Annotated in this window: 21 protein-coding genes; 12 read left to right on the forward strand and 9 right to left on the reverse strand. The window is 73.7% G+C overall.

Features of this window, described 5'->3' with window-relative positions; all coding sequences use genetic code 11:
* Positions 1-136 precede the first annotated feature (136 nt).
* The gene (gene thyX, locus BM339_RS19455) at positions 137-934 is read left to right on the forward strand and encodes an FAD-dependent thymidylate synthase (protein ID WP_075021753.1); all 798 of its coding nucleotides are present in this window, start codon (positions 137-139) and stop codon (positions 932-934) included.
* A 61-nt stretch (positions 935-995) separates the two neighbouring features.
* On the forward strand, positions 996-1,718 hold the full coding sequence (locus tag BM339_RS19460; protein WP_021596158.1) for a dienelactone hydrolase family protein: 723 nt from the start codon (positions 996-998) through the stop codon (positions 1,716-1,718).
* A 113-nt stretch (positions 1,719-1,831) separates the two neighbouring features.
* Here the strand turns inward: BM339_RS19460 and BM339_RS19465 are convergent, their stop codons facing one another.
* Positions 1,832-2,236: a PaaI family thioesterase gene (locus BM339_RS19465; RefSeq protein WP_075021754.1), complete on the reverse strand. Its 405-nt coding sequence runs from the start codon at positions 2,234-2,236 to the stop codon at positions 1,832-1,834.
* 121 nt (positions 2,237-2,357) lie between these two features.
* Between BM339_RS19465 and BM339_RS19470 the strand changes: the two genes are divergently transcribed.
* Entirely contained in the window at positions 2,358-3,158 is an 801-nt protein-coding gene (locus tag BM339_RS19470; protein ID WP_021596156.1) for a helix-turn-helix domain-containing protein, read from the forward strand.
* 9 nt (positions 3,159-3,167) lie between these two features.
* Here BM339_RS19470 and BM339_RS19475 read toward each other — a convergent pair whose 3' ends face one another.
* The gene (locus BM339_RS19475; protein WP_024935279.1) at positions 3,168-4,298 is read right to left on the reverse strand and encodes a globin domain-containing protein; all 1,131 of its coding nucleotides are present in this window, start codon (positions 4,296-4,298) and stop codon (positions 3,168-3,170) included.
* Between the two features lie 514 nt (positions 4,299-4,812).
* On the opposite strand from BM339_RS19475, the gene BM339_RS19480 reads away from it, so the two are divergent.
* From BM339_RS19480 to BM339_RS19495, 4 genes are all read left to right on the forward strand, one after another.
* Positions 4,813-5,562, forward strand: a complete 750-nt coding sequence (locus tag BM339_RS19480; RefSeq protein ID WP_021596154.1) for a gamma-glutamyl-gamma-aminobutyrate hydrolase family protein — start codon at positions 4,813-4,815, stop codon at positions 5,560-5,562.
* A gap of 78 nt (positions 5,563-5,640) precedes the next feature.
* Positions 5,641-6,606, forward strand: a complete 966-nt coding sequence (locus BM339_RS19485; RefSeq protein ID WP_021596153.1) for an alpha/beta hydrolase — start codon at positions 5,641-5,643, stop codon at positions 6,604-6,606.
* Positions 6,603-7,394, forward strand: a complete 792-nt coding sequence (locus tag BM339_RS19490) for an enoyl-CoA hydratase/isomerase family protein (protein WP_024935278.1) — start codon at positions 6,603-6,605, stop codon at positions 7,392-7,394. Before BM339_RS19485 ends, BM339_RS19490 begins: the two co-directional genes overlap by 4 nt.
* Before the next feature lie 234 nt (positions 7,395-7,628).
* Complete coding sequence (locus tag BM339_RS19495; protein ID WP_075021755.1) at positions 7,629-8,552, forward strand: TAXI family TRAP transporter solute-binding subunit; 924 nt, start codon at positions 7,629-7,631, stop codon at positions 8,550-8,552.
* Here BM339_RS19495 and BM339_RS19500 read toward each other — a convergent pair.
* The 4 genes from BM339_RS19500 to BM339_RS19515 all read right to left on the reverse strand — a co-directional run bounded on the left by BM339_RS19500 (position 8,549) and on the right by BM339_RS19515 (position 13,311).
* Positions 8,549-9,943, reverse strand: a complete 1,395-nt coding sequence (locus BM339_RS19500; protein WP_021596149.1) for a sensor histidine kinase — start codon at positions 9,941-9,943, stop codon at positions 8,549-8,551. The genes BM339_RS19495 and BM339_RS19500 overlap by 4 nt on opposite strands.
* The gene (locus BM339_RS19505) at positions 9,940-10,617 is read right to left on the reverse strand and encodes a response regulator transcription factor (RefSeq protein ID WP_021596148.1); all 678 of its coding nucleotides are present in this window, start codon (positions 10,615-10,617) and stop codon (positions 9,940-9,942) included. The genes BM339_RS19500 and BM339_RS19505 overlap by 4 nt, the downstream gene beginning before the upstream one ends.
* A 10-nt stretch (positions 10,618-10,627) precedes the next feature.
* Positions 10,628-11,962 carry an MFS transporter gene (locus BM339_RS19510; RefSeq protein WP_083597754.1) on the reverse strand — a complete coding sequence of 445 codons (1,335 nt, stop codon included), beginning with the start codon at positions 11,960-11,962 and terminating at the stop codon, positions 10,628-10,630.
* Positions 11,963-12,129: 167 nt separating this feature from the next.
* Positions 12,130-13,311 (reverse strand): acyl-CoA dehydrogenase family protein, encoded by a 1,182-nt coding sequence (locus tag BM339_RS19515; RefSeq protein ID WP_075021756.1) that lies wholly within the window; start codon positions 13,309-13,311, stop codon positions 12,130-12,132.
* A gap of 133 nt (positions 13,312-13,444) precedes the next feature.
* On the opposite strand from BM339_RS19515, the gene BM339_RS19520 reads away from it, so the two are divergent.
* Complete coding sequence (locus BM339_RS19520) at positions 13,445-14,878, forward strand: aldehyde dehydrogenase family protein (RefSeq protein ID WP_075021757.1); 1,434 nt, start codon at positions 13,445-13,447, stop codon at positions 14,876-14,878.
* Positions 14,879-14,894: 16 nt separating this feature from the next.
* Here the strand turns inward: BM339_RS19520 and BM339_RS19525 are convergent, their stop codons facing one another.
* From BM339_RS19525 to BM339_RS19535, 3 genes are all read right to left on the reverse strand, one after another.
* A complete protein-coding gene (locus tag BM339_RS19525; RefSeq protein WP_024935276.1) occupies positions 14,895-16,403 on the reverse strand; it encodes an RtcB family protein in 1,509 nt (502 codons plus the stop codon).
* Between the two features lie 136 nt (positions 16,404-16,539).
* A complete protein-coding gene (locus BM339_RS19530) occupies positions 16,540-17,157 on the reverse strand; it encodes a TetR/AcrR family transcriptional regulator (RefSeq protein WP_021599954.1) in 618 nt (205 codons plus the stop codon).
* A gap of 37 nt (positions 17,158-17,194) precedes the next feature.
* The gene (locus tag BM339_RS19535) at positions 17,195-18,436 is read right to left on the reverse strand and encodes an ROK family transcriptional regulator (protein WP_075021758.1); all 1,242 of its coding nucleotides are present in this window, start codon (positions 18,434-18,436) and stop codon (positions 17,195-17,197) included.
* A 155-nt stretch (positions 18,437-18,591) separates the two neighbouring features.
* Between BM339_RS19535 and BM339_RS19540 the strand changes: the two genes are divergently transcribed.
* The 4 genes from BM339_RS19540 (at position 18,592) to BM339_RS19555 (ending at position 23,287) form a co-directional block, all read left to right on the forward strand.
* Positions 18,592-19,950, forward strand: coding sequence for an ABC transporter substrate-binding protein (locus tag BM339_RS19540; protein WP_024935274.1), 1,359 nt, complete (start codon positions 18,592-18,594; stop codon positions 19,948-19,950).
* Positions 19,951-19,953: 3 nt separating this feature from the next.
* A complete protein-coding gene (locus BM339_RS19545) occupies positions 19,954-20,976 on the forward strand; it encodes a carbohydrate ABC transporter permease (protein WP_075021759.1) in 1,023 nt (340 codons plus the stop codon).
* Complete coding sequence (locus BM339_RS19550; RefSeq protein ID WP_075021760.1) at positions 20,969-21,859, forward strand: carbohydrate ABC transporter permease; 891 nt, start codon at positions 20,969-20,971, stop codon at positions 21,857-21,859. Before BM339_RS19545 ends, BM339_RS19550 begins: the two co-directional genes overlap by 8 nt.
* Positions 21,860-21,925: 66 nt before the next feature.
* The gene (locus tag BM339_RS19555) at positions 21,926-23,287 is read left to right on the forward strand and encodes a GH1 family beta-glucosidase (protein WP_075021844.1); all 1,362 of its coding nucleotides are present in this window, start codon (positions 21,926-21,928) and stop codon (positions 23,285-23,287) included.
* Positions 23,288-23,289: the final 2 nt, after the last annotated feature.

The following is a 23,289-nucleotide window of genomic DNA, read 5'->3' on the forward strand; positions in this document are numbered from 1 at the left end:
CACTAGTCTGCGCCATGGACCATCATGAGCGTTGTTCCGGATGCTCATGACACGCGACCGCCGTCCCCGGGTCGCGGGTGCCGGACCGGGGTGGTTTCCTAGGGGCGACGGAAACGACCCGTGGGGAGATACGAGAGTGAAGAGCGTCGAGCCCGAGGTGTTCCTCGTTGCGCGCCCCGAACTGGACTACGACGAGGTCGCCCGGTACCTGCGGGACGTGGGCGGGGAGGGCTGGCTGGAGCGGCTCGACCGTGGCGAGCTCGACGACGAGCTGAACGACCCGCAGAACCTGGCGGAGTTCGCAGGCCGGCTCTGCTACCGCTCGTGGGAGCCGGGCCTGAACCCGAACGTGAAGAGGATCCGCACGGATTCCGGCGAGTACCTGCAGAACATCCTGCGCAGCCTGCACGGCTCGGTGCTGGAGCACGTGAGCTTCAGCTTCGTCCTGCACAACGTCAGCCGCGTCCTGACCCACGAGCTCGTCCGGCACCGGCCCGGCGTGGCCATCTCGCAGGAGTCCCTCCGGTTCGTCCGGCTCCAGGACATCCCCTTCTGGTTCCCCGAGTGGGCCCGCGAGGACGCCGAGCTGATGAAGCGCGCCACCGCCATGCTGGAGCAGATGGAGGAGTTCCAGGGCTGGATGGCCGCGCACTTCGGCCTGGACGACGAGGGCGTGCCGTTCAAGGAGAAGAAGCACAAGACCTCGTTCATGCGCCGCTTCGCCCCCGAGGGCGTCGGCACCGGCCTGGTCTGGACGGCCAACGTCCGCACGCTGCGGCACACGCTGGAGAACCGCACGGCGCCCGGGGCCGAGGAGGAGATCCGCCTGCTCTTCGGCAAGATCGGCGAGGTGATGCGCAAGGAGGCGCCGGACCTGTTCGGCGACTACGTCGTCGAGGACGGCTCCTGGGTCCCCGAATGGCGCAAGGTCTGACCCTGCTCCGGGGCGGGTTGGGCCTAGGCGCGCGGTGTGGCCTGCGGCAGCATTCGACGGTATGTCTGATATCAGCATCCCGGCGGGCGGCCGTGAGATTCCCGGGTACCTCGCCGTCCCCGAGGGGGAGGGGCCCTGGCCCGGCGTCGTGATCGTGTTCGAGGCGATGGGGGCGAACGCGGACATGCGCGCCCAGGCCGACCGGTTCGCCGCCAACGGCTACGTCGCCGTCCTGCCCGACCTGTACGGCGGCGCGCCGTGGATCCGCTGCGTCACCAAGGCGATGCGGGACATGCGCGCCCAGCGCGGCCCCGCGTACGAGCACATCGAGGCGGCCCGCGCCTGGCTCGCCGGCCGGGACGACTGCACCGGCGACGTGGGCGTGTGCGGGTTCTGCATGGGCGGCGGGTTCGCGCTCGTCGCGGCGGCGAAGTACGACTTCACGGCCGCCGCCGCCAACTACGCGATCCTTCCGCGCAGGCCCGAGGAGTCGTTGCGGGGCGCGTGCCCGATCGTCGCCAGCTACGGCGGGGCGGACCCGACCCTGCGCGGTGCCGCGGCCAAGCTGGAGCGGGCCCTCACGGCCGCCGGCGTCGCGCACGACGTGAAGGAGTATCCGGGGACGGGGCACGGCTTCCTCACCGAGTTCACCCCCGGGCCGCCGCTCGGCCCCGTGGCGAAGATCGCCTTCGGGCTCGGCAAGGGGCGGGAGAACGCCGCCGACGGCTGGGACCGCATCCTCACCTTCTTCGCCGAGCACATCGCTAAAAAATCTACAACGTAAAGGTGCCGGGCTTGGAGCGGAGGACGGCCGCCAGGCCTTGCGATCCAGGCCCGGTTCTTCTCGCTGTGCCGATCGGAGGATCGTGGCGGACGCGGCCGACGGATCTCAGGGCGTCACGGGCGCAGCACCGCCTGTGTCTGGGTGACCTGGGCGACGCGGCGGCCGGCGGCGTCGAACAGGTCGGTCTGGACGACGATCGACGTGCGGCCGGCGTGCAGCGGGCGCGAGACGCCGCGGACCTGCCCGTCCTTCACCCCGCGGAAGAAGTTGGTCTTCGACTCCAGCGTCGTGGTGGAGGTGTCGGGGGGCAGGTTGAGGAACGCGCAGGCCGCGCCGAGCGTGTCCGCGAGCGCCATGAGCGCGCCGCCGTGCAGCACGCCTCCCGCTGTGCAGCGGTCCGGCGCCCAGTCCAGGTGCCCGGTGACCTCCTCCGGCCCGGCGGTGTCGATCTCCACGCCGAGCGCGCGGGCGAACGGCATGGCGTCGGTCAGCTGGGCGGGGGTGATCTGGACGGTCATTCGGCCTCCTCGGACGGGGTGGACGGGGGTCACTCTGGCGACCGGTCCCTCCCCTCGTCCATTACCCCGGGCGTAATCGCCGGGGCGACGAGGCGGCCGGTAGCGTCGGGACGTGACCACGATGACGACGGCGTTGAGCGACGTGAGACCGATCGGGGAGCAGCTGCGGGCGTGGCGGCAGCTGCGCAGGCTCAGCCAGCTGGAGCTGGCGTCCGAGGCGGACGTGTCGACCCGGCACCTGAGCTTCGTGGAGACGGGCCGGTCGGCGCCGAGCCGGGAGATGGTGCTGCGGCTCGCCGAGCACCTGGACGTGCCGCTGCGCGACCGCAACCTGCTGCTGGTGGCGGCCGGGTACGCGCCGGTGTTCGACGAGACGCCGATCGAGGAGCCGAGGATGGACACGGTCCGCGCGGCGCTGCGGCAGGTGCTGGAGGGGCACGAGCCCTATCCGGCGGTGGTCGTCGACCGGTTCTGGAACCTGATCGACGCCAACGGCGCGGCGGCGTTCTTCATGGAGGGCGCGCCGCCGGAGCTGCTGGAGCCGCCGCTGAACGTGCTCCGGCTCAGCATGCACCCCGACGGGATGGCCAGGAACATCCTGAACCTGGCCGAGTGGCGGGCGCACATGATCGACCGGGTGCGGCGGCACGTGGCGCTGACCGCGGACGCGGCGCTCGCCCAGCTCTACAAGGAGCTGCGGAGCTTCCCGGGGGACGTGGGGGAGGCGATCGCGCCGCCCGCCGGCCACGAGGTGTTCGTGCCGCTGCGGATGCGGCTGGAGGGCCGGGAGCTGTCGTTCTTCAGCACCATCGCGACGTTCGGGACGCCGGTCGACATCACGGTGGCGGAACTGGCGATCGAGTCGTTCTACCCGGCGGACCGGGAGACGGCCGACTTCCTGCGCGAGCGCGCCGGCATGTGATCCCGGGCGTCAGCCGCCGGCGGCGAGCAGGTCGTGGCGGATGCGGGCCAGCGGCACGCCGAGGCGCTGCAGTGCGGTGACCGTTTCGCGGACCATCGGGACGGGTCCGGCCACGTAGGCCTCGTGCTCGTCGCGGCCGCCGACGCCCTCCAGGAGGCGGGGCAGGACGTCCGGCACCCGCCCGCTCAGGCCGTCGGCCGCCGTGCCGCGCGACAGGACGGGCACGACCCGCAGCCGGGGGTGGTGGGACTCCAGCAGCCGCAGCTCGGGCAGGTCGTACAGGCCGGTCGCGTGCCGGGCGGCCACGAGGAGGTGGACGTCGCAGTCGCGGCCGGAGGCGATGGCCTGCTCGGCGAGCGCCTTCATCGGCGCGAGGCCGGTGCCGCCGCCGGCCAGCAGCAGCGGCCGGTCCGAGCCGGGGTCGAGGGTCATCCCGCCGTCGGGCGGGCCCAGCAGCAGCGTGTCGCCGGGCCCGGTGTGCCGGACGAGGGCGCCGCTCACCCAGCCGGCGGGACGGGCCCGGACGTGCAGGCGGACCAGCCCGTCCGGGCGGGGCGCGTTCGCGATCGAGTACGGCCGCCACACGCGGGGCCAGCGGGCCGTCTGGACCGGCACGTGCTGCCCGGCCGCGAACGGCACCGGCCGCTCGGGACGCAGCGTGAGCACCGCGAGGTCGGGGGCGCGGCGGTCGTGCTCCACGACCTCGGCGACCCACCAGGGCGGCGCGTCCTCCGCGTCCCGCTCCGCGGCGCGGATCATGGTGTCGGCGGCGGACCGGTAGGCGGTGCGCCAGGCGTCCTCGGCCTCGGGGGTCCACACGCCGGCGGCGAAGGCGCGGAGCGTGGCGGTCAGGGCCGCCTCGACGGCCGGGTAGTGCTCGGGCAGCACCCCGTACTTGCGGTGGCCGCGGCCGAGGCGTTCGAGGTGGGCGGCGAGTTCCTCCGGGTGGTCCTGGCCGGAGACGAGCCGCGTGAGCGCCCCGAAGAACCGGTCGTGCTGGTGGCCCATCGCGGGCGGGAACAGTGCCCGCAGCCGAGGCTCCGCCGTGAACAGGCGCCCGTAGAAGTAGTTCATCGCGCCCGCCGGATCGGTGTCGAGCCGGGCTAGGCACTCCTTGAGGATTCGCTGTTCCGGTGACATGACCGGCACGCTCCCTAGTCGAAGGCGGGACACCGGCGATCGCGGCAGGTCGGGTGCCCGGCTTGGTGAGATTCTCGCAGCGGGCTTCACGATCGCTCAAGGACGGGCCCGCCGGGGAGGCGGTGGTCGTCACGAAGAGTGAGCGATCTCTCCGCGTCCGTCACCGGAGAGTGGCGGAGTCGCGTAGGCATACTGATCGGTATTGCCGGTTGGTCCGGCATCCCGGTAGAGATCGGTGTCCCGGTGGTGGACGAATCCGGTCCAGGGTGGAAGATTTGGCGATTCTCCGGTACGCGTGGCCGGGACCGGCCTCCGCATCGCGCGCCCCCGGGCCGGATGCTCGCCGGTTCCGACTGCGAAGATCCGGGCCGTGCGGCAAGCTGGCCGGGAGAAGGCCGGGGGACGGGACGGTCCGAGGGGGCGGGTGAGGCACCATGAGGTGCAGCCAAAGGGGGGCGAATCACCCAAATCGGAAGGCGTCCCGTGGCCAGTGCTCAGCAGAGGGGGAACACGCATGTCCGAGACCGCCCGCGGGGCCCCGCGCCCCGCGCCCGATGACGGCGCGCCGCCGCTCATCGGCATCACCACCTACCAGGAGCCGGCCCGCTGGGGCGTCTGGGTGCGCGAAGCCGCGCTGCTGCCGGTGCCGTACGCGCGCTCGGTCGAGCGGGCCGGCGGCATCCCGGTCCTGCTGCCGCCCGCCTCGACCCTGCGCGGCGTGGAGACCCTGGTGTCCCGGCTGGACGGCGTCGTGCTGGCCGGCGGCGGAGACATCGACCCCGACCTGTACGGCGCCGCCCGGCACTTCGAGACCGGGCCGCCGCAGCCGCAGCGCGACCGGTTCGAGCTGGCGCTCGCCCGCGCCGTCGTCCAGGCCGACCTGCCGTTCCTGGCGATCTGCCGGGGCATGCAGGTGCTGAACGTGGCGCGCGGCGGCACCCTCATCCAGCACCTTCCGGAGGCGGTGGGGCACAAGGGCCACGCGCCGGAGACCGGGATCGTCGGCTCGCACCCGGTGCAGATCAGCGCGACCAGCCTGGTCGGCAAGATCCTCGGCGACGCCGCCGAGGTCCCCGCCTACCACCATCAGGCCGTCGGCCGGCTCGGCAAGGGCCTGTCCGCCGTGGCGTGGGCCGAGGACCAGGTCGTCGAGGCCGTCGAGCTGCAGGGGCACCGGTTCGGACTGGCCGTCCAGTGGCACCCCGAGGAGGGCGACGACCGGCGCCTGTTCGAGGCCCTGGTCGCCGAGGCCGCCGGTCGCTGACCCGGGGTTGACGGTCCGGTTCCGGGGGAAGGCGTTCCGGTAGATTCCGCCGCAAACCCGACCACCGGAGGCCGCCGCATGCCCTTGAACCCGCAGACCGCGCGCTTCCTGGAGCTGCTCGCCTCGTGGACGGCCCCGCCCCCGGGCCGGGAGGCCGGCGCCGAGCCCACGATCGAGGAGATGCGGGCGCGGATCGGCGCGGCGTTCCCCGCCGTCCGGCGGGAGCTCGCGCGGATCCGCGACATCACGGTGCCGGGTCCCGGCGGGCCCGTGCCGGTGCGGCTGTACCGTCCGGTGCCACCCGAGCGGGGACCACTGCCGGCGGTCGTCTACCTGCACGGCGGCGGCTGGGTGCTCGGCGGCGTCGACAACGTGGACGCGGCCTGCCGCGACCTCGCCGCCGCGGCGGGGTGCGCCGTGCTGAACGTCGGCTACCGGCTGGCCCCCGAGCACCCGTTCCCCGCCGCCGTGGACGACGCCTGGGCCGTCGTCGCGGCGGTGGCGCGGGAGCCGGGCGCCTACGGCGTCGTGCCCGGGGCCGTCGCGGTGGCCGGCGACAGCGCCGGCGGGAACCTCGCCGCGGCCGTCGCGCTGATGGCCCGCGACCGGGGGACGCCGCTCGTCCACCAGCTGCTCGTCTACCCGGTGACCGACACGGCGATGGACACCCCCAGCTGGCGGGAGTACGGCGCCGGGTACGGGCTGGACGCCGGGACGCTGGCCCGGTTCATGGACCTGTACCGGGCGGGCGCCGACCCGTCCGACCCCAGGCTCGCCCCGCTGCGCGCCCCCGACGTGTCCGGCGCGGCGCCCGCCACCGTCATCACCGCCGAGTACGACATCCTGCGCGACGAGGGCGAGGCGTACGCGGACCGGCTCGCCGCGGCCGGCGTCCCGGTCGGGCGCCGCCGCTACGACGGCGTCGTGCACTCCTTCTTCCTGCTCCCCGAGATCTTCGACGCCGGTGCCGAGGCGATGGAGTTCGCTGTGCGACGATTGCGCGCGGCATTCGACGACCACGCGCGGCAGGGGAGTGCGGCATGAACCGGTATGACGCCTACGAGCGGCTGAGGATCGACTGGGCGGCGGACGGGGTGCTGCGGGTCACCATCAGCACGCCCGGCAAGCTGAACGCGGTCGACACGGTCGGGCACCGCGAGCTCGCGGAGATCTGGCGGGACGCGGACGCCGACGACGACGTGCGCGCGATCGTCGTGCGGGGGGAGGGGACGGCGTTCTCCGCCGGCGGGGACATCGCCCTGATCGAGGAGATGATGACCGGCCACGCCGCCCGCCGCCGGATCATGCGCGAGGCGCGCGACATCGTGATGAACGTGGTGAACTGCTCCAAGCCGGTGGTGAGCGCCGTGCAGGGCCCGGCGGTGGGCGCCGGCCTGGCGGTGGCGCTGCTGGCCGACATCTCCGTCGCGGGCCGCACCGCGAAGATCATCGACGGGCACGTGCGGCTGGGCGTGGCCGCGGGCGACCACGCGGCGATCGTGTGGCCGCTGCTGTGCGGGATGGCCAAGGCCAAGTACTACCTGCTGCTCAACGACGTCCTCACCGGTGAGGAGGCCGAGCGGATCGGCCTGGTCTCCGTCTGCGTGGACGACGGCGAGGTGCACGAGCGCGCCCTGGAGATCGCGGGCCGGCTCGCCGCCGGCCCCGCCGAGGCCCTGTCGTTCACCAAGCACGCGCTGAACAACTGGCTGCGGCTGGCCGGGCCGACGTTCGACGCGTCCCTGGCGATGGAGTTCTTCGGGTTCACCGGCCCGGACGTGCGGGAGGGCGTCGCGGCGATCCGCGAGAAGCGCCCGCCCGAGTTCGGCTGAGCCCCCGGGCGTCCGCCTGGGACGGGCGGCGCCGCGCTCCCCGCGACCCGCACGAACGCGTGCGGCGCCGCGCGCATCGGTGCCTTCAGGTGCCCGCGCTGGTAGGAGGTGGTCGAGGCCGTCCCGCGCAACCACTCCGGCAAGATCCGCATGAACTCCGGGCCGCCCACGACCCGGGTAAAGCCCGCCGCCTTCCGAAGGTCGGTGACGGGCTACTCACATAGCGTTACCTGTATGCGCCTATCCCGTAGGACGTTCCTCCTGGCCGCCGCGACCGCCGTGTCAGGCTGCGGGCGCATCGCGAGCGACTCCGCACTCACGCTCGCCACGGGGGAGGAGGGCGGCGCCTACTACAAGCTCGGGCGGCTCTTCGCGGAACAGCTCAAGGACCGAGGCCTGCGTGTCACGGCGGTCGCGACCAACGCCAGCCGGCAGAACCTCGAAATGCTTGCGGACCTCGGCTCGCAGAACCGCGCCGATCTGGCCTTCGTGCTCTCCGACTCCGCTCACTACAGGCTCGACCGGGGCACCGTGGCCGCCCTGGCCCGCATGTACCTCAACTACCTGCATCTGATCGTGCGCGCGGATTCCGGGATCGACCTGCTGGAGGACTTGGCCGGCCGCACGGTGTCGATCGGTGCCCATGGTTCGGGTACCTCGCTGACCGCGGGGCGTGTGTTGCGATGCGCCGGCCTCACCGCCCCTCCCCGCACCCTGGAGAAGCGCCTCGCCCCCTCGCTCGACGGTCTCCGCTCGAAGAGGATCGACGCCTGTTTCTGGTCGGGTGACGCGCCGACCCCCGCGATCGTCGACTTCGTGAAGGAGGGCACGCCGATCCGGCTGGTCCGGCTGGACGAGGTGGTCCCGGCGCTGACGTCCGAGCACGGCGCCGTCTACGAGAACGCGTCCGTACCGGCCGGCCAGTACGGTCTCGGGGAGGCGGTTCCCACCGTCGGGACGGCCAGCTACCTGCTCTGCCGGGCGGGGCTCGCCGAGGAACAGGCGGAGAAGGTCACCAGGACTCTCTTCGAGGCCCGCAACGAGCTCAACCCCGCGCATCTACCGGGCCGCTCATTGAACGAGCGCTATGCGATCGGCACGGGGTACGTGTCTCTGCACCCGGGTGCGAGGGAGTACTACTCCTCCGTCTACGACTAGCGGGAGCGCGCGCCGGCCGGGTCCGCCAACATCAGCTCGACCACCAGGCCGTGCGGCTCGTTCGGCGCCAGGCGCAGTGCCCCGCCGCCGGACTTCGCCAGATCTGCGGCGATCGCCAGCCCGAGCCCGCTTCCCGGGACGTTCTCGTGCGAGACGGCGCGCCAGAAGCGTTCCGTCGCCTCCGCGCACTCGCCGGCCGTCAGGCCCGGCCCGTCGTCGGCGAACCGGAGCGCGGTGCCGTCCATCCGGACCGCGACCGTGCCGCCTTCGGGGACGTACTTGCAGGCGTTGTCGAGCACGGTGTCGGTGATGCGGGTGAGGGCGTCCGGAACGGCGCGGACGCGGCGTTCGGCGGGAAGGTCCACCGTGAGCGTCAGGTTCCTGGCGGTGAGCGCCTCCTCCCAGGCCGCCAGCCTGGGCCGCAGTTCCTCGACGGCGTCGACGTCCTGGGCCGGTGGCCCGGAGGTGACGCGGGCCAGGGCGAGCATCCCGTCCAGCAACGCCGTGAGCCGGCCCAGCTCCGCCATCGCCTCCTCGTGCCCGGCGAGGCCCTCCGAGTCCATGTGCGGCTGCAGGTTCTCCAGGTGCAGCGAGAGCACGGCCAACGGGGAGCGAAGCTCATGGGAGACGTTGGCGACGAAGGCCTGCTGGCGGTCGATCGCGGCCCACACCGCCTCGGTCATCGCGTTGAACCGCATCATCAGCCGCCGCAGCTCCACCGGACCCGTGTCCGGGACGATGCGCGCCTCCAGACGCCCCTCGGCGATGTCGCGGGTCGTGGCGTCCAGCTCGCTGATCGGCCGCAGGATCCACCGGGCCAGGCCGTGGGCACCGGCGGTCGTGCAGGCCAGGGCCACCACCGCGGCGGCCGCCATGAGCGCCCACACGCACAAGATGTCCAAGCGGGCGCTTTCGGTCGACGCGAACAGCAGCACCGCGCCCGACACCTCGGCGTCGCGTCCGGCCGTCTCGGCCATCGCCACCCTGCCGGCGCCGAACGGGCCGAGTGGCGGCATCCGTTCGATCCTGCCGCCGCGCATCGTCGTGCCCGCGAGTTTCCGCGCCGAGGCCTCGGCGGCGGCGTCCAGGTCACCGGCGGCCAGGACGAGCCGCCCGCGTCGGTCGTAGACGCGCAGCACCGCGTCGTACAGGTCGGCGTAGCGCTCGATCTCCAGGAGCAGCGCGCACTCGCGTTCGACCTTTCGTGTCGTGCAGTCGCCCTCGTGCAGGCTGCGGTCGGCCATCGCGGCGAACCGGGTCACCTCCGGCCGCCGCTTGAGCAGCAGATGCTCGGTGCGGTGCGAGGCGTAGGCGAAGCCGAGCGGGACCGCCAGCGCGGTGAGCGCCGCGGCCATCAGCGCCGTGAACAGCGCGGCGAGGCGGGCCCTCACCGGTCGCCGGCCGTGTCGACGCCGAGGCGGTAGCCGACGCCGTGCACCGTCACCACGAGACCCGGCCGCGCGGTCTTGGCCCGGATCCCCGACACGTGGACGTCCAGGGACCGGGACGCCGGCTGGGACGTGTCGGCCCACAGCGCGTGCAGGATCTCCGCGCGGTCGCGGACGACGCCGGGCTCGCTCGCCAGCAGCGCGAGCACGTCGAACTCGCGCGGGGCGAGCCGGACGGCGCGGCCGGCCACGGTCACCGCCCGGCCCTCCAGGTCGATGCGGATGTCGCCGGCGACCGCGACCGGCTCGCGCGCCGGCAGCGGCCGGGTGCCGCGCCGCATGACCGTCCGCATCCGCGCGACCAGCTCCGCCATGAGGAAGGGCTTCACCAGGTAGTCGTCGGCTCCCGAGTGCAGCGCGCGCAGCAGGTCGCGCGGCTGCGCGCGGGCGGTGACCACGATGACCGGCACCGGGGAGACGCGCCGCAGGCGGCGCAGCGCGTCGAGGCCGTCCATGTCCGGCAGGCCGAGGTCGAGCAGGACGAAGTCGGCGCCGCCCGCGAGCCGGAGGGCGTCGGTGGCCATGGTGGTCCGCTCGGTCGTGTGGCCGTACCTCGCGAGGGCGCCCGCCAGCGCCCCGGCGAACCGGTCGTCGTCCTCGACCAGGAGCACCCGCATTCCTGCCACCCTAGACATGGGCGGCCACGTCGTCGGCGCTTTCGTCACTTTGCGTGAGTGCAGTGTCGCGCGTCTCGCGCATGAACACGTAGACGACCAGCGAGACGGCCGAGCAGCCCGCCACGTACCAGTAGAAGGCGGACTCGACGCCGCACTTGCGGCACAGCAGCGCCACGTACTCCGCCGTGCCGCCGAAGAGCGCGTTGGCGAGCGCGTACGGCAGCGCCACGCCGAGGGCCCGCACGTGCGTGGGGAACAGCTCGGCCTTCACGACCGCGTTGACCGAGGTGTACCCGCTGACGATCACCAGGCCGGTGAGCGACAGCGCCAGCGCGGACGCGAAGCCGGTCACCCGCGACAGCGCGGACAGCAGGGACACCGTGCCGAGGCTCGCGCCGAGCCCGAACGCGATCAGCAGCGGGCGGCGGCCGATGCGGTCGGACAGGGCGCCGAGGGCCGGCTGGAGCAGCATGAAGACGACCAGCGAGCAGAAGCTCACCAGCGACGCGGTCTCGCGGGACAGCCCCGCCGTGGACGACAGGTACTTCGTCAGGTAGGTCGTGTAGGTGTAGTACGCGACCGTCCCGCCCATCGTCAGGGCCATGACGAGCGCGGCCTCTCGCCGGTGCGCGAGGACGCGGCGCAGCGTGCCGCGCTCCGGGGCCGGCATGCCGTCCTCTTGCCCGGCGTAGGCCTCCGTCTCCGCCAGCAGCCCGCGCCGCAGGTAGTACACGGCCGCGGCGCCGAACGTCCCGACGAAGAACGGGATCCGCCAGCCGAACGACTCCAGTTTCTGCTCCGACATGGCCTCCTGGAGAACGATCTCCAGCCCGAGCCCGGTGAGCTGGCCGGCCGTCATCGACACGTACTGGAACGCCGAGGCCAGGCCGCGCCGCCCCGGCGGGGCCGACTCGGCGAGGTAGACGGCGCCCGCCGCGTACTCCCCGCCGACCGACAGCCCCTGCATCAGGCGGGCGACCAGCAGGATCGCCGCGCCGAGGTGCCCGGCCGAATCGTAGGTCGGGGCGACCGCGATGAGCAGCGCGCTGGCCGACATCAGCGACACACTGAGGGTGAGCGCCGGACGCCGTCCCCGCCGGTCGGCGAACCGGCCGAGCAGCCAGCCGCCGACCGGGCGCATGAAGAACCCGACCGCGAAGATGGCGGCGGTGTTCAGCAGTTGCGCGGTGGCGTTCCCGTGGGGGAAGAACGCCGCCGCGAAGTAGGTGGCGAAGCTGGCGTAGACGAACCAGTCGTACCATTCGACGAGATTGCCGATCGAGCCGCCGATCACCGCCCGCCAGGGCATGCGGTCCGGCGGTCCGCCGACCGGGGAACGTGTCATGGGAGCCTCCTGCGAGCGAGCCGTTGCAGATCAAAGACTCACCGCAGGCGAGTGATCGCGCAGCGTAATCGCCGGAGGTCTAACGTTCCCCTAACACTTCGAACGGGCGGAGCCCTGAGCAGAGCCCGGCGGAGGCCTGGACGGGGCGCGTCCGGGGCCCGGGCGGGTCAGTACGACTTGGGGAGGCCCAGCTCGTGCTGGGCGATGTGGGCGAGGACGAGTTCCTCGGCCACCGGGATGTTCTTGGCGATGCGGGCGTCGCGGAACATCCGGGCGACCGGGTACTCCAGCGAGTACGCCATGCCGCCGTGGGTCTGGAACGCGCGGTCGGCGGCCTGCCAGGCGGCGTCCGCCGCGGTGAGCTTGGCGATGTTGGCCTCCGAGCCGCAGGGGCGGCCCCGGTCCCACAGCCAGGCGGCCTTGTAGGTCATCAGCCGGGCCAGCTCCAGCTGCGCCTTGATCCGCGCGAGCGGGAACGCGATGCCCTGGTGGGCGCCGATCGGCGTGCCGAAGGGTGCCCGCTCGGCGGCGTACCCGCAGGCGATCCCCAGCACCAGGCCGCCGGACCCGACGCCGCCCGCCGCGGCCAGGATCCGCTCGGGGTTGAGGATGTCCCACAGCACGGCGAACCCCTGGCCGACCTCGCCGAGGACCCGGTCGGCGGGCACGCGGACGCCGTCCAGGAACACCATGCTGGACGCGACGGTGTTGGTGCCGAGCTTGGGGATCGGCCGGTAGGTCAGAGTGCCGTCGGCGACGGCCCGCTCGACGTCCACCAGCAGGACGGTGAAGCCGGACGTGCGGGGACGCGCCTCGGCCGCCGGGGTCGTCCGGGTGACCAGGACGAGGAAGTCGGCGCGCTCCACCCCGGAGATCCAGATCTTCTGGCCGCTGACGACGAAGGAGTCGCCGTCGCGGCGGGCCTGGGTGGAGATGGCGATGGAGTTGCTGCCCGCGTCGGGCTCGGTGATGGCGAAGCAGGTCTCGATCTCGCCGGAGGCGATCCTCGGCAGGAACTCGCGCTTCTGCTCGGCGGTGCCGTGCCGGGTGAGGGTGAGCCCGCCGAACGCCGGCGTCAGCAGGTACATGAAGGACGCGGCGCCGCCCGCGCCGCCCTCGGCCAGGGCCTCCAGGGCGACCGCCAGCTCCAGCAGGCCCTGCCCGCCGCCGCCGTGCTCCTCCGGGATCGCCAGGGCGTGCCAGCCGCCGGCGACCAGCTCGCGCCAGACCTCCTCGGGCCAGCGCTTGTCCGCGTCGCAGCGGCCCCAGTAGTCCTGGTCGTACTTCCCGGCGATCGCCAGCACGCCCTCGCGCACCGCGGCCGCGCTCTCCGGCAGGTCGAAGTCCACCGCGCCTCCCTCGGAACTGTCGCGTGCGCCCCACGGTAGCCGATCGAAGTAAGTGGTCACTGACGCGGGTGGTCATTGAACACCGCGCCCGGGGGTAGGCGACACCGCGACGGGGAGTCTGGAGGGGAGCGCAATGCGACCGCGTGACAGGTGGACGCTGACCGGCGGCCGGTGGGGCCAGGGCGGCGGGGACGAGGTGTTCACGGTGACCGACCCGGCGACCGGCGAGCCGCTGGGAGGGGTGGCCGTGTCCACCGCGGCCGACGCGGACGCCGCCGTGGCGGCGGCGCGCGGCGCGGCGCCGGGCTGGGCCGCCGTTCCCGCCGCCGAGCGGGGCGCGGCCCTGCACGCCGCCTCGCGGGCGGTCGAGGAGCGCATGGGCGAGCTGGCCGCGCTGGTCACCGCGGAGATGGGCAGGCCGTCCGGTGACGCGCTCGGCGGCATCGAGGCGGGGATCGGGACGCTGCGCCAGTACGCCGAGCTGGGGCCGCTGCACGGCGGGCGCACCCTGCAGGGCGGACGGGACGCCGCCGACTTCACGACCCGCGAGCCGCTCGGCGTCGCGGCCGTCCTCACGCCGTGGAACGACCCGGTCGCCATCGCCTGCGGGCTCATCGGCGCGGCGGTGGCGACGGGCAACACGGTCGTGCACAAGCCGTCCGAGCGGACGCCCCACACCGGCGCCCTCCTCGCCGAGCTGCTCGCCGGAAGCCTGCCGGACGGCGTCCTGAACCTGGTGACCGGCGGCGCCGTGATCGGGGAGGCGCTCGCCGGGCACCCGGACGTGGACGTCGTCGCGCACGTCGGCTCCACCCGCGCGGGCCGCCGCGTCGCCGAGCTGGCCGCGCGGACCGGCGCGCGGACCCTGCTGGAGAACGGCGGCGCCGACCCGCTGATCGTCGACGCCGGCGTCGACCCGGCCTGGGCCGCGGAGCAGGCGGCCGCCGGCTGCTTCGCCAACGCCGGGCAGATCTGCACCTCCGTCGAGCGCGTCTACGTGCACGAGGCCGTCGCGGACCCCTTCCTGGAGGCGCTCGCCGACCGCGCCCGGAACCTGCGCATGGGACCGGGCGCGGACGTGTCCACCGAGCTCGGGCCCCTCGTCGACGAGCGGCACCGCACGCGGGTCCACCAGCAGGTCGAGAAGGCCCTCGCCGACGGCGCGCGCGCCCTCACCGGCGCGCGCATCCCCGCCGGGCCCGGCGCGTTCTACCCCGCCACCGTCCTCGCCGGCTGCACCGACCACATGGAGGTCATGGCGGAGGAGACCTTCGGCCCCGTCGCGCCCGTCCGCGCCGCGGCCTCGTTCGAGCAGGCCCTGGACGCCGCCCGGCGCTCCCGCTACGGCCTCGCCGCGACCGTCCTCACCCGCGACATGGCGCACGCGCAGGCCGCCTGGCGCGCGCTGAACGCCGGCACGGTCAAGATCAACGCGGTGTTCGGCGGCGCGCCCGGCGGCGCCGCCACCCCGCGCCGCGCCAGCGGCCGCGGGTTCGGTTACGGGCCCGAGCTGCTCGACGAGATGACGGCCGTCAAGGTCGTGCACCTCCAGGCCGTCGTCCCTTGACCGTCGCCCTTGAGCGTCACCCCTTGACCGTGAGCAGCGGCCGCAGCTCGGCGACCGGCGTCGCGACGCCCCCGCCCCGCAGGCTCGACACCACCGGGCCGATGTCCTTGTACGCCCACGGAGCCTCCTGCTTGAGGTCGCGCCGCCACGCGGCCATCACGTCGGACCGCCGCGCCACCACCGGGTTCCGGTGGTCGAGCGGGGTCACGACCCGGAACTCGCGCAGGAACGCGTCGAGCTCGGCGTCGCCGCCGCGGGCGGACGCGCCGCGCGGCACCCGGCGGCCCGCGCCGTGGCATGCGCTGGCGAGCGTGCGCGGGTCCCCGTGCCCGCGCAGGACGAAGCTCGACGCCCCCATCGAACCGGGCACGATGACCGGCTCGCCCCACATCGCGTAGGGGCCGCCCGCCATCTCGGCGTGCCCGCCCGCCGGGGTCGCGCCCTTGCGGTGCACGACGCGGTCGCCGTCCCGCCAGAACAGGTTGTGGGGCGCGTCGTACAGCAGCCGGGACGCCATGTCGCCGTACTCCGCGGCGAGCCCGGCGCGCATCGTGAGCGCGAGGAAGAACCGGTTGCCGACCGCGAAGTTGGCGGCGTTGCCGAACGCGTCGAGGTACCCGCGCCGGAGCGGTTCGGAGCGCTCGTCCAGCAGGAACGGCAGGATCCCGTTGCGGGGACGGGGAAGCCCGGAGGGCCAGGCGGCGCGGAGGCGGTCCAGCGCGGTCGCGTTGGCCTGGTGCCCGAGCGACAGCGACCCGCTGTGCGCCATCGTCACGACGGTGCCGGGCGCCAGGCCCCACGCGTGCGCGGCGGCGGCGTCGTGCACCCGCGCGACGTACTGCAGTTCGGCGAAGTGGTTCCCGCCGCCGATCCCGCCGATGACGCTGTCGTGGCTCGCCCCGCCCGCGCCGCCGATCCAGTCGGCGAACGCCTCGGCCGTCCCGGCGGGGTAGCCGGAGGCGTGCACGCGGTCCAGGCCGTCCTCGGCGTCCTCGGGACGCAGGCCGGGCCAGCGCGGCTCGCCGGTGAGCAGCAGGCCGGGCAGGCCGTCGCGCAGGAGCCCCTCGCGCTGGGCGGGGGTGAGGGCGATCCGCCGCCCGCCCTCGAAGAACAGGTGCCGCAGCCGCCGCTCCAGCGCGTCCAGCCGCGGCCGGACGCGGTCGGCCCGCAGGGTGGTCACCTCCAGCCGCATCCCGCAGTTGACGTCGTTGCCGACCGCCTGGGGCAGCAGCGCGTGCTCGGTCTCCAGGACCGTGCCGATCGGGATGCCGGCGCCCTTGTGGAGGTCGGGGGTGAGGGCGGCGCGGGTGATGCGCGGCGCGGGGCCGTCGTAGCCGGGGGTCGCCTCGGCGAGGCGTTCCAGGGTGGCGGCGGTCTCCAGGAGCGCCAGCGCCTCGTCCACGGCGGCGGGCTCCAGAGGGACGTCATCGTTCGCGCAGATGTCGACCGGGACGCCGGAGGGGTTGGGGAGGGAGCACCAGTGCTCGCCCGTGCGGACGAGCCGGTGGTCTTGACGTGCGGGCATTCGCTGGATCCTTCATGGCTGCTGAGAGGCGCGCCGATGCGCGCGGGGGGAGAGCCGTTCGCGTGAAAGGCGCGACGGCGGGGGAGCGGGCGTTGCGGCGCCGCTCGGTCCTCGGGTTCAGCAGCCGCGAGGCGGTTCAGACGTTAGCGCGGGGGACCGCCTGCGGGCCAGGCGTTTTCGCGGAGCTCCCGGACGCGGCCATGTAGCGGGTCACCATGCGCGCGACGAAGTGGGCGAGGACCTCCGGCGGGCCGGACGGCAGCATGATGTGGCTCATCGTCAGCCGCACCGCCGCGTCCGCGACCTCGGTGAGGGCCTCGCGGTCCAGATGCGGCCACTGGCGCAGGGCGTGCTCGGCGATGCGGGCGCTCGCGGTGAACAGCACCGGCTCGGCCTGGGTGGTGAGCAGCGGGAGCATCTCGTCGCCGCCCGCGCCGGTCAGCACCGCCTTCGCCAGCTGGTCGTCCGCCGACATCTCCAGCGTGAACGTCACCGCCGCGACCACCGCCGAGTAGAGGTCGTCGTGCTCGGACAGCACCGCGTCGATGCCGTCGAGGTAGCGCTCGTTGTCGCGGACCACGACCGCCTGCGCCAGGCCCCACTTGTCGCCGAACTCGTTGTAGACGGTCTGCCGGCTCACCCCGGCGGCGGACGCGACGTCCTGCATGCGAACGGCCCGGTACCCGCGCTCCACGAGCAGGTGCGCGGCGGCGTCCAGCAGGGACTCGCGCACGGAACGGCCGGCGGTGCCCATGGGCGTCGTTCCTCCAGGGTGTCGGGCTGGGCGGCCATTATCCCCCGCGGGCCCCCGGCCGGGCCATCGCGCCCCCGGCCGGGTCGCCGCCGCCGTCGAGCAGGTGGGCGAGCGGGAGGGTGGCCGCGCCGACCGCGACGGCCTCCGGGCCGAGGTGGCACAGCTCGATCGCGGTCTGCGCGAACGGCTGCCGCAGAGCGTACGCGGCGGTGGCCGCCACGACCCGGTCCAGCATCCGGCCGCCGATCAGCAGGCCCGCCCAGCCGCCGATGATGATCTTCTCGGGGCTGAACAGGTTGACCAGGTCGGCGATGCCCGCCCCGAGGTGCTCGGCGATGTCGTCGCGCAGGGCCGCCGCCGTGTCCGACGGGTCGGCCAGCAGCCCGGCGAGGGCCGCCTCCTCGTCCGTCCCGGCCGGGCCGCCCGCCGCCCGGTACCGCTCCAGCAGGGCCGTCGCGCCGACGTAGGACTCCAGGCAGCCGCGGGAGCCGCACCGGCACGGCGCGCCGCCCACCCGGGACGTGGTGTGCCCCCACTCGCCCGCGCTGCCCGCCGCGCCCCGGTACGGCGAGCCGTCGATCATCACGGCGGCGCCGACGCCGGACCCGATCAGCGCGACGACGGCGTTGCGGTGCCCGCGGCCCGCGCCGAACCACATCTCGGCCTGGCCGAGGGAGGTCGCGCCGTTGTCGACGAACAGCGGCGGGGCGGGGCGCCGGCCGCCCATGCCGTCGCGCAGCATCCGTTCCAGCGGCACCCCGTCCCAGCCGATGGTCTGGCAGTGCACGACCGCCTCGGGGCCGTGCTCGATCACGCCCGGGACGCCCACCCCGACGCCGATGATCGACGCGGGATCGACCGACGCCCCCTCGATCACCGCGGGGAGGCCGTCCAGTATCTGCCGGACGACGGCGCGCTCGTCGTGCCCGCCGTCCCCGAGCGGCAGGTCGGCCTTGGCGAGCTGGGTCAGCTCCAGGTCGAACAGCTCGACCATGACCCGGGTCTCGCCGACGTCCACGCCGACGAGGTGGCCGTATCCGGCCGCGGTCTTCAGCAGCACGCGCGGCCGGCCCCCGTCGGACTCGACGCTGCCCGCCTCCACCACCAGCCCGGCCTCGATCAGCTCGCTGACCACGTTGCTGACCGAGGCGGGGCTGAGCCCGGTCTCGCGAGCCAGGTCCTGGCGGCTGAGCGGCCCGTCGAAGTACAGCCGCCGCAGCAGTACCGAGCGGTTGGTGCGGCGCAGGTCGCGCACGGTCCTCCGGCGCCGTTCCGGCATCGGCCCCCCTTTTCGCGCGGCCCGGCCGGCCGCGTCCCCCGCAGGTTCTCAGGTCTTGACCCGGCCATTATGTCACTGCTTAGATCACGTCGTGAAATAAGGTGTGATCTAACTCTCCGAGTGACCCCCGTCACTCTGACCGGAAGGCCGAGCCGATGCGTCATCCCACCTCGCGGGCGCACACGCCCGTCCCCGCCGGCGGCCCCCGGGCCCGCGCCCTCCGGCCCGCCGCGGTCCTGGCCTCCGCCCTGCTGCTCGCCGCCGCCGCGGCCTGCGGCGGCGGGACGGCGTCCGGTGGCGGCGACGGCGACCCGAAGACGCTGACGTACTGGGCCAGCAACCAGGGCACCGACATCGCCGCCGACCAGAAGGTGCTGAACCCCGAGCTGGCCAAGTTCGAGAAGCGGACCGGCATCAAGGTCAAGATGGAGGTCGTCCCCTGGACCGACCTGCTCAACCGGATCCTCGCCGCCACCACCTCCGGCCAGGGGCCGGACGTCCTCAACATCGGCAACACCTGGTCGGCGTCCCTGCAGGCGACCGGCGGGCTGCTGCCGTTCGACTCCGCGACGATGGCCAAGGTCGGCGGAGCGCAGCGGTTCGTCCCGGCCGCGCTCGCCTCCGCCGGGGCCAAGGGCAAGGACCCGGCCGCCGTGCCGCTCTACTCGCTCGCCTACGGGCTCTACTACAACAAGAAGATGTTCGCGGACGCGGACCTGGAGCCTCCCGAGACCTGGCAGGAGCTCATCGACGCCGGCCGCGAGCTCACCAAGGGCGGCAAGTACGGGATCGCGATCGAGGGCGCCAGCATCCCCGAGAACGTCCACCAGGCGTTCAACCTCGGCCAGATGTACGGCGCCGACTTCTTCACCGCGGACGGCAAGCCCCAGTTCGCCACCCCGCAGGCGGTCGCGGCGGTCAAGTCCTACGTCGACCTGCTCGCCAAGGAGAAGATCGCGGCGCCCGGCAACGCCGAGTACTCCGCCAACCAGTCGCTGAACGACTTCGCCACCGGCAAGGCCGCGATGCTGCTGTGGCAGGCCACCACCAGCGGCCTCACCAACCTCGGCATGAAGCCCGGCGAGTGGGGCGTCGTCCCCATCCCGAAGCCGTCCCCGACGCCGCCCGGGGGACGCGACGTCACCTCCATGGTCGCCGGCATCAACATCGCCGTCTTCAAGAACACCGACAACCGCGAGGGCGCGCTGGAGTTCGTGAAGTTCATGACCGGCGACGAGGAGCAGAAGATCCTCAACAAGGCCTACGGCTCGCTGCCCGCGGTCACCTCCGCGCAGAACGACCCGGCGTTCGACACCCCCGACCTGAAGGTCTTCAAGAACATCCTCGCCACGAGCGCGGCGCCGCTGCCGCAGGTGCCGGAGGAGAGCCAGTTCGAGACGGCCGTCGGCACCGCGATGAAGGAGCTGTTCGCCGACGCCGCCGCCGGGCGGCCCATCACCGAGGAGAAGGTGAGGCAGAAGCTCGCCGCCGCCCAGGAACAGATGGGCCAGTAGCGGATGGCGTCGGCCAACGTCTCGGCGCCCGGAGCGTCCCGCGCCGGGGGACCGGAGCGGGACCGGCCGGGTCGCGGCGGCGGGCCCCCCGCCGCGACCCGGCGCCGCCGCCGGCTCCGCCCGCCCCGGGGCGCGCTGCCCTACCTCCTGCTGGCGCCCGCGATCGTCGCCGAGCTGGTCGTCCACATCGTGCCGATCGCCGTCGGCGTCTGGATGAGCTTCAAGGAGCTCACGCTCTTCTACATCCGCGAATGGTCCAGGGCGCCCGGCAAGGGCCTCGGCAACTACCGCGTCGCGGTCGACCTCGACGGCGCCATCGGCGCGGACCTGCTGCGCTCGTTCCTCGTCACGCTCGCCGTCACGCTGCTGGCGGTCGGGCTGTCCTGGCTGCTCGGCACCGCCGCCGCCGTCCTGATGCAGGACCGCTTCCGGGGGCGGGGCCCGCTGCGGGCGATCTTCCTCGTTCCGTACGCGCTGCCCGTCTACACCGCCGTCATGACGTGGGCGTTCATGTTCCAGCGCGACAACGGCATGATCAACCACGTGCTGGCCGACCAGCTGGGCGTCACGGGCGGCGACCGGCCGTTCTGGCTGATCGGGGACAACAGCTTCTGGGCGCTGGTCACCGTCATCGTGTGGCGGTCCTGGCCGTTCGCGTTCCTCGTGCTCATGGCCGGGCTGCAGAACATCCCCCGCGACCTGTACGAGGCGTCCGCGCTGGACGGCGCGGGCATGTGGCGGCAGATCCGGCACATCACGCTGCCGGCGCTGCGCCCCATCAACCAGGTGCTCGTGCTCGTGCTGTTCCTGTGGACGTTCAACGACTTCAACACGCCGTTCGTCCTGTTCGGAAGGGCGGCGCCCGCCGGCGGCGACCTGATCTCGGTGCACATCTACCACGCCTCGTTCGTCACCTGGAACTTCGGGACGGGCTCGGCGATGTCGGTGCTGCTCCTGCTCTTCCTGCTGCTGGTCACGGCGTCGTACCTGATCGTCACCTCGAGGCGGAGGCCCGCCCATGGCTGAGACGCGCCCGATCGGCGGACGCCGGAGGAAGGGCCGCGGGCCGACCGACCCGCCCGCCTCCTTCGTGTGGACGCGCCGCGTCGTGCTGACGCTGCTGACCGCGTTCACCCTCGTCCCCGTCTACGCGATGGTCAGCTCGTCGCTGAAACCCCTGGAGGACGTCCAGCGGCGGTTCAGGTGGATACCGTCGGAGCCGACGATCCGCCCCTACATCGACATGTGGTCGACGGTCCCGCTGGCCCGCTACTTCGTGAACAGCGTCATCGTCGCGGGCGGCGCCACGCTGGCCTCGGTCGCGATCGCGATCGGCGCCGCGTACGCGGTGAGCCGGTACCGGTTCGCCGGGCGCCGGGTGTTCACGGTGACGGTGCTCTCCACGCAGATGTTCCCGGGGATCCTGTTCCTGCTCCCGCTGTTCCTGATCTTCGTCAACGCCGGGAACGCGACCGGCCTCGCCCTGTACGGCAGCCGGGGCGCCCTCATCCTCACCTACCTGACCTTCTCGCTGCCGTTCTCGATCTGGATGCTCGCCGGCTACTTCGAGTCGATCCCGCGCGAGCTGGACGAGGCGGCCCGGGTGGACGGCTGCGGCCCGGTCGGCGCGCTGCTGCGGGTGATCGTCCCGGCGGCGCGGCCCGGCATCGTCGCGGTGACGGTGTACGCGTTCATGACCGCGTGGGGCGAGGTGCTGTTCGCCTCCGTCATGACCAACGACCAGACCCGGACCCTCGCGATCGGCCTGCAGGGCTACTCGACCCAGCACGAGGTCTACTGGAACCAGGTGATGGCCGCCTCCCTCGTGGTGAGCGTCCCCGTCGTCGCCGGGTTCCTGCTGCTCCAGCGCTTCCTGGTGGCCGGCCTGACCGCCGGCTCCGTCAAGTGACCCGCCGAACCCCCGACAGCCCGAACCACGGACCCGCCCGACCCACGAAGAGGGAGACCTGTGCCCATCGACGACCTGACCGCGTTCGGCCCCGACTTCGCCTGGGGGGCGGCCACCTCCGCCTACCAGGTCGAGGGCGCCGTCGCGGAGGACGGCCGCGCCCCCTCCATCTGGGACGCGTTCTGCCGCGTCCCCGGCGCGATCGCCGGCGGCGACACCGCCGACGTCGCCTGCGACCACTACCACCGCTGGCCCGAGGACCTCGCGCTGATGTCGGCGCTCGGCCTGCGCGCCTACCGCTTCTCGATCGCCTGGCCGCGGGTGCTGCCCGCCGGGGACGGCCCGGTCAACCCGGCCGGCCTCGCCTTCTACGACCGGCTGGTGGACGCCCTGCTGGAGGCGGGGATCGAGCCGCACCCGACCCTCTACCACTGGGACCTGCCGCAGGCGCTCCAGGACCGCGGCGGCTGGCCGTCCCGCGACACCGCCGAGCGGTTCGCCGAGTACGCCTCCGTCGTCGCCGCCGCGCTCGGCGACCGCGTGGCCTCGTGGGCGACGCTCAACGAGCCGGTCTGCGCGGCCTGGCTCGGGCACCTGCGGGCGGAGATGGCGCCGGGCGTCGCCGACGTCCGCGCGGCGGTCCCCGCCTCCTACCACCTGCTGCTCGCGCACGGCCTCGGCGCGCAGGCCGTCCGCGCCGCCGTCCCGGACGCCCGCGTCGGCATCGTCAACCTGCTCACCGACTGCGAGCCGGGAAGCGACCGGGACGAGGACGTGGCGGCGGCGCGGCGCGAGGACGGCCACCACAATCGCTGGTGGCTCGACCCGGTCCACGGCCGCGGGCTGCCCGCCGACATGATCGAGGAGTACGGGGTCGAGCCGCCGGTGCGCCCCGGCGACCTGGAGGTGATCGCCGCGCCGCTGGACTGGCTCGGCGTCAACTACTACCGCCGGTCGGTGAACGTCGCCGATCCCGCCGGGCCGCCGCCGCGCGCCCGGCAGATCACCCCGGCGGGAACGCCGCGCACCGGCATGGACTGGGAGATCCACCCGGACCGGCTGGAGCGGATCCTGCTGCGCGTCACCGCCGAGTACGCGCCGCGCAGCGTCATGGTCACCGAGAACGGCTCGGCCTACCGCGACACCGTGACGCCCGGCGGGGCCGTCCACGACGCCGAGCGGACCGCCTACCTGGAGGCGCACCTGTCGGCGTGCGCGGCGGCGATCCGCGGGGGCGTCCCGCTGGACGGCTACTTCGCGTGGTCGCTGCTGGACAACTTCGAATGGGCGTACGGGTACACCCAGCGGTTCGGGCTCGTGCACGTCGACTTCGCCACGCAGGAACGCGTGGTCAAGGACAGCGGGCACCGCTACGCGGAGATCATCCGCGCCCACCGGGACCTCGTCGCCGGCGCGGTCGCTCCCTAGAG

The sequence above is a fragment of the Actinomadura madurae genome (assembly GCF_900115095.1).
Lineage (GTDB): Bacteria > Actinomycetota > Actinomycetes > Streptosporangiales > Streptosporangiaceae > Spirillospora > Spirillospora madurae.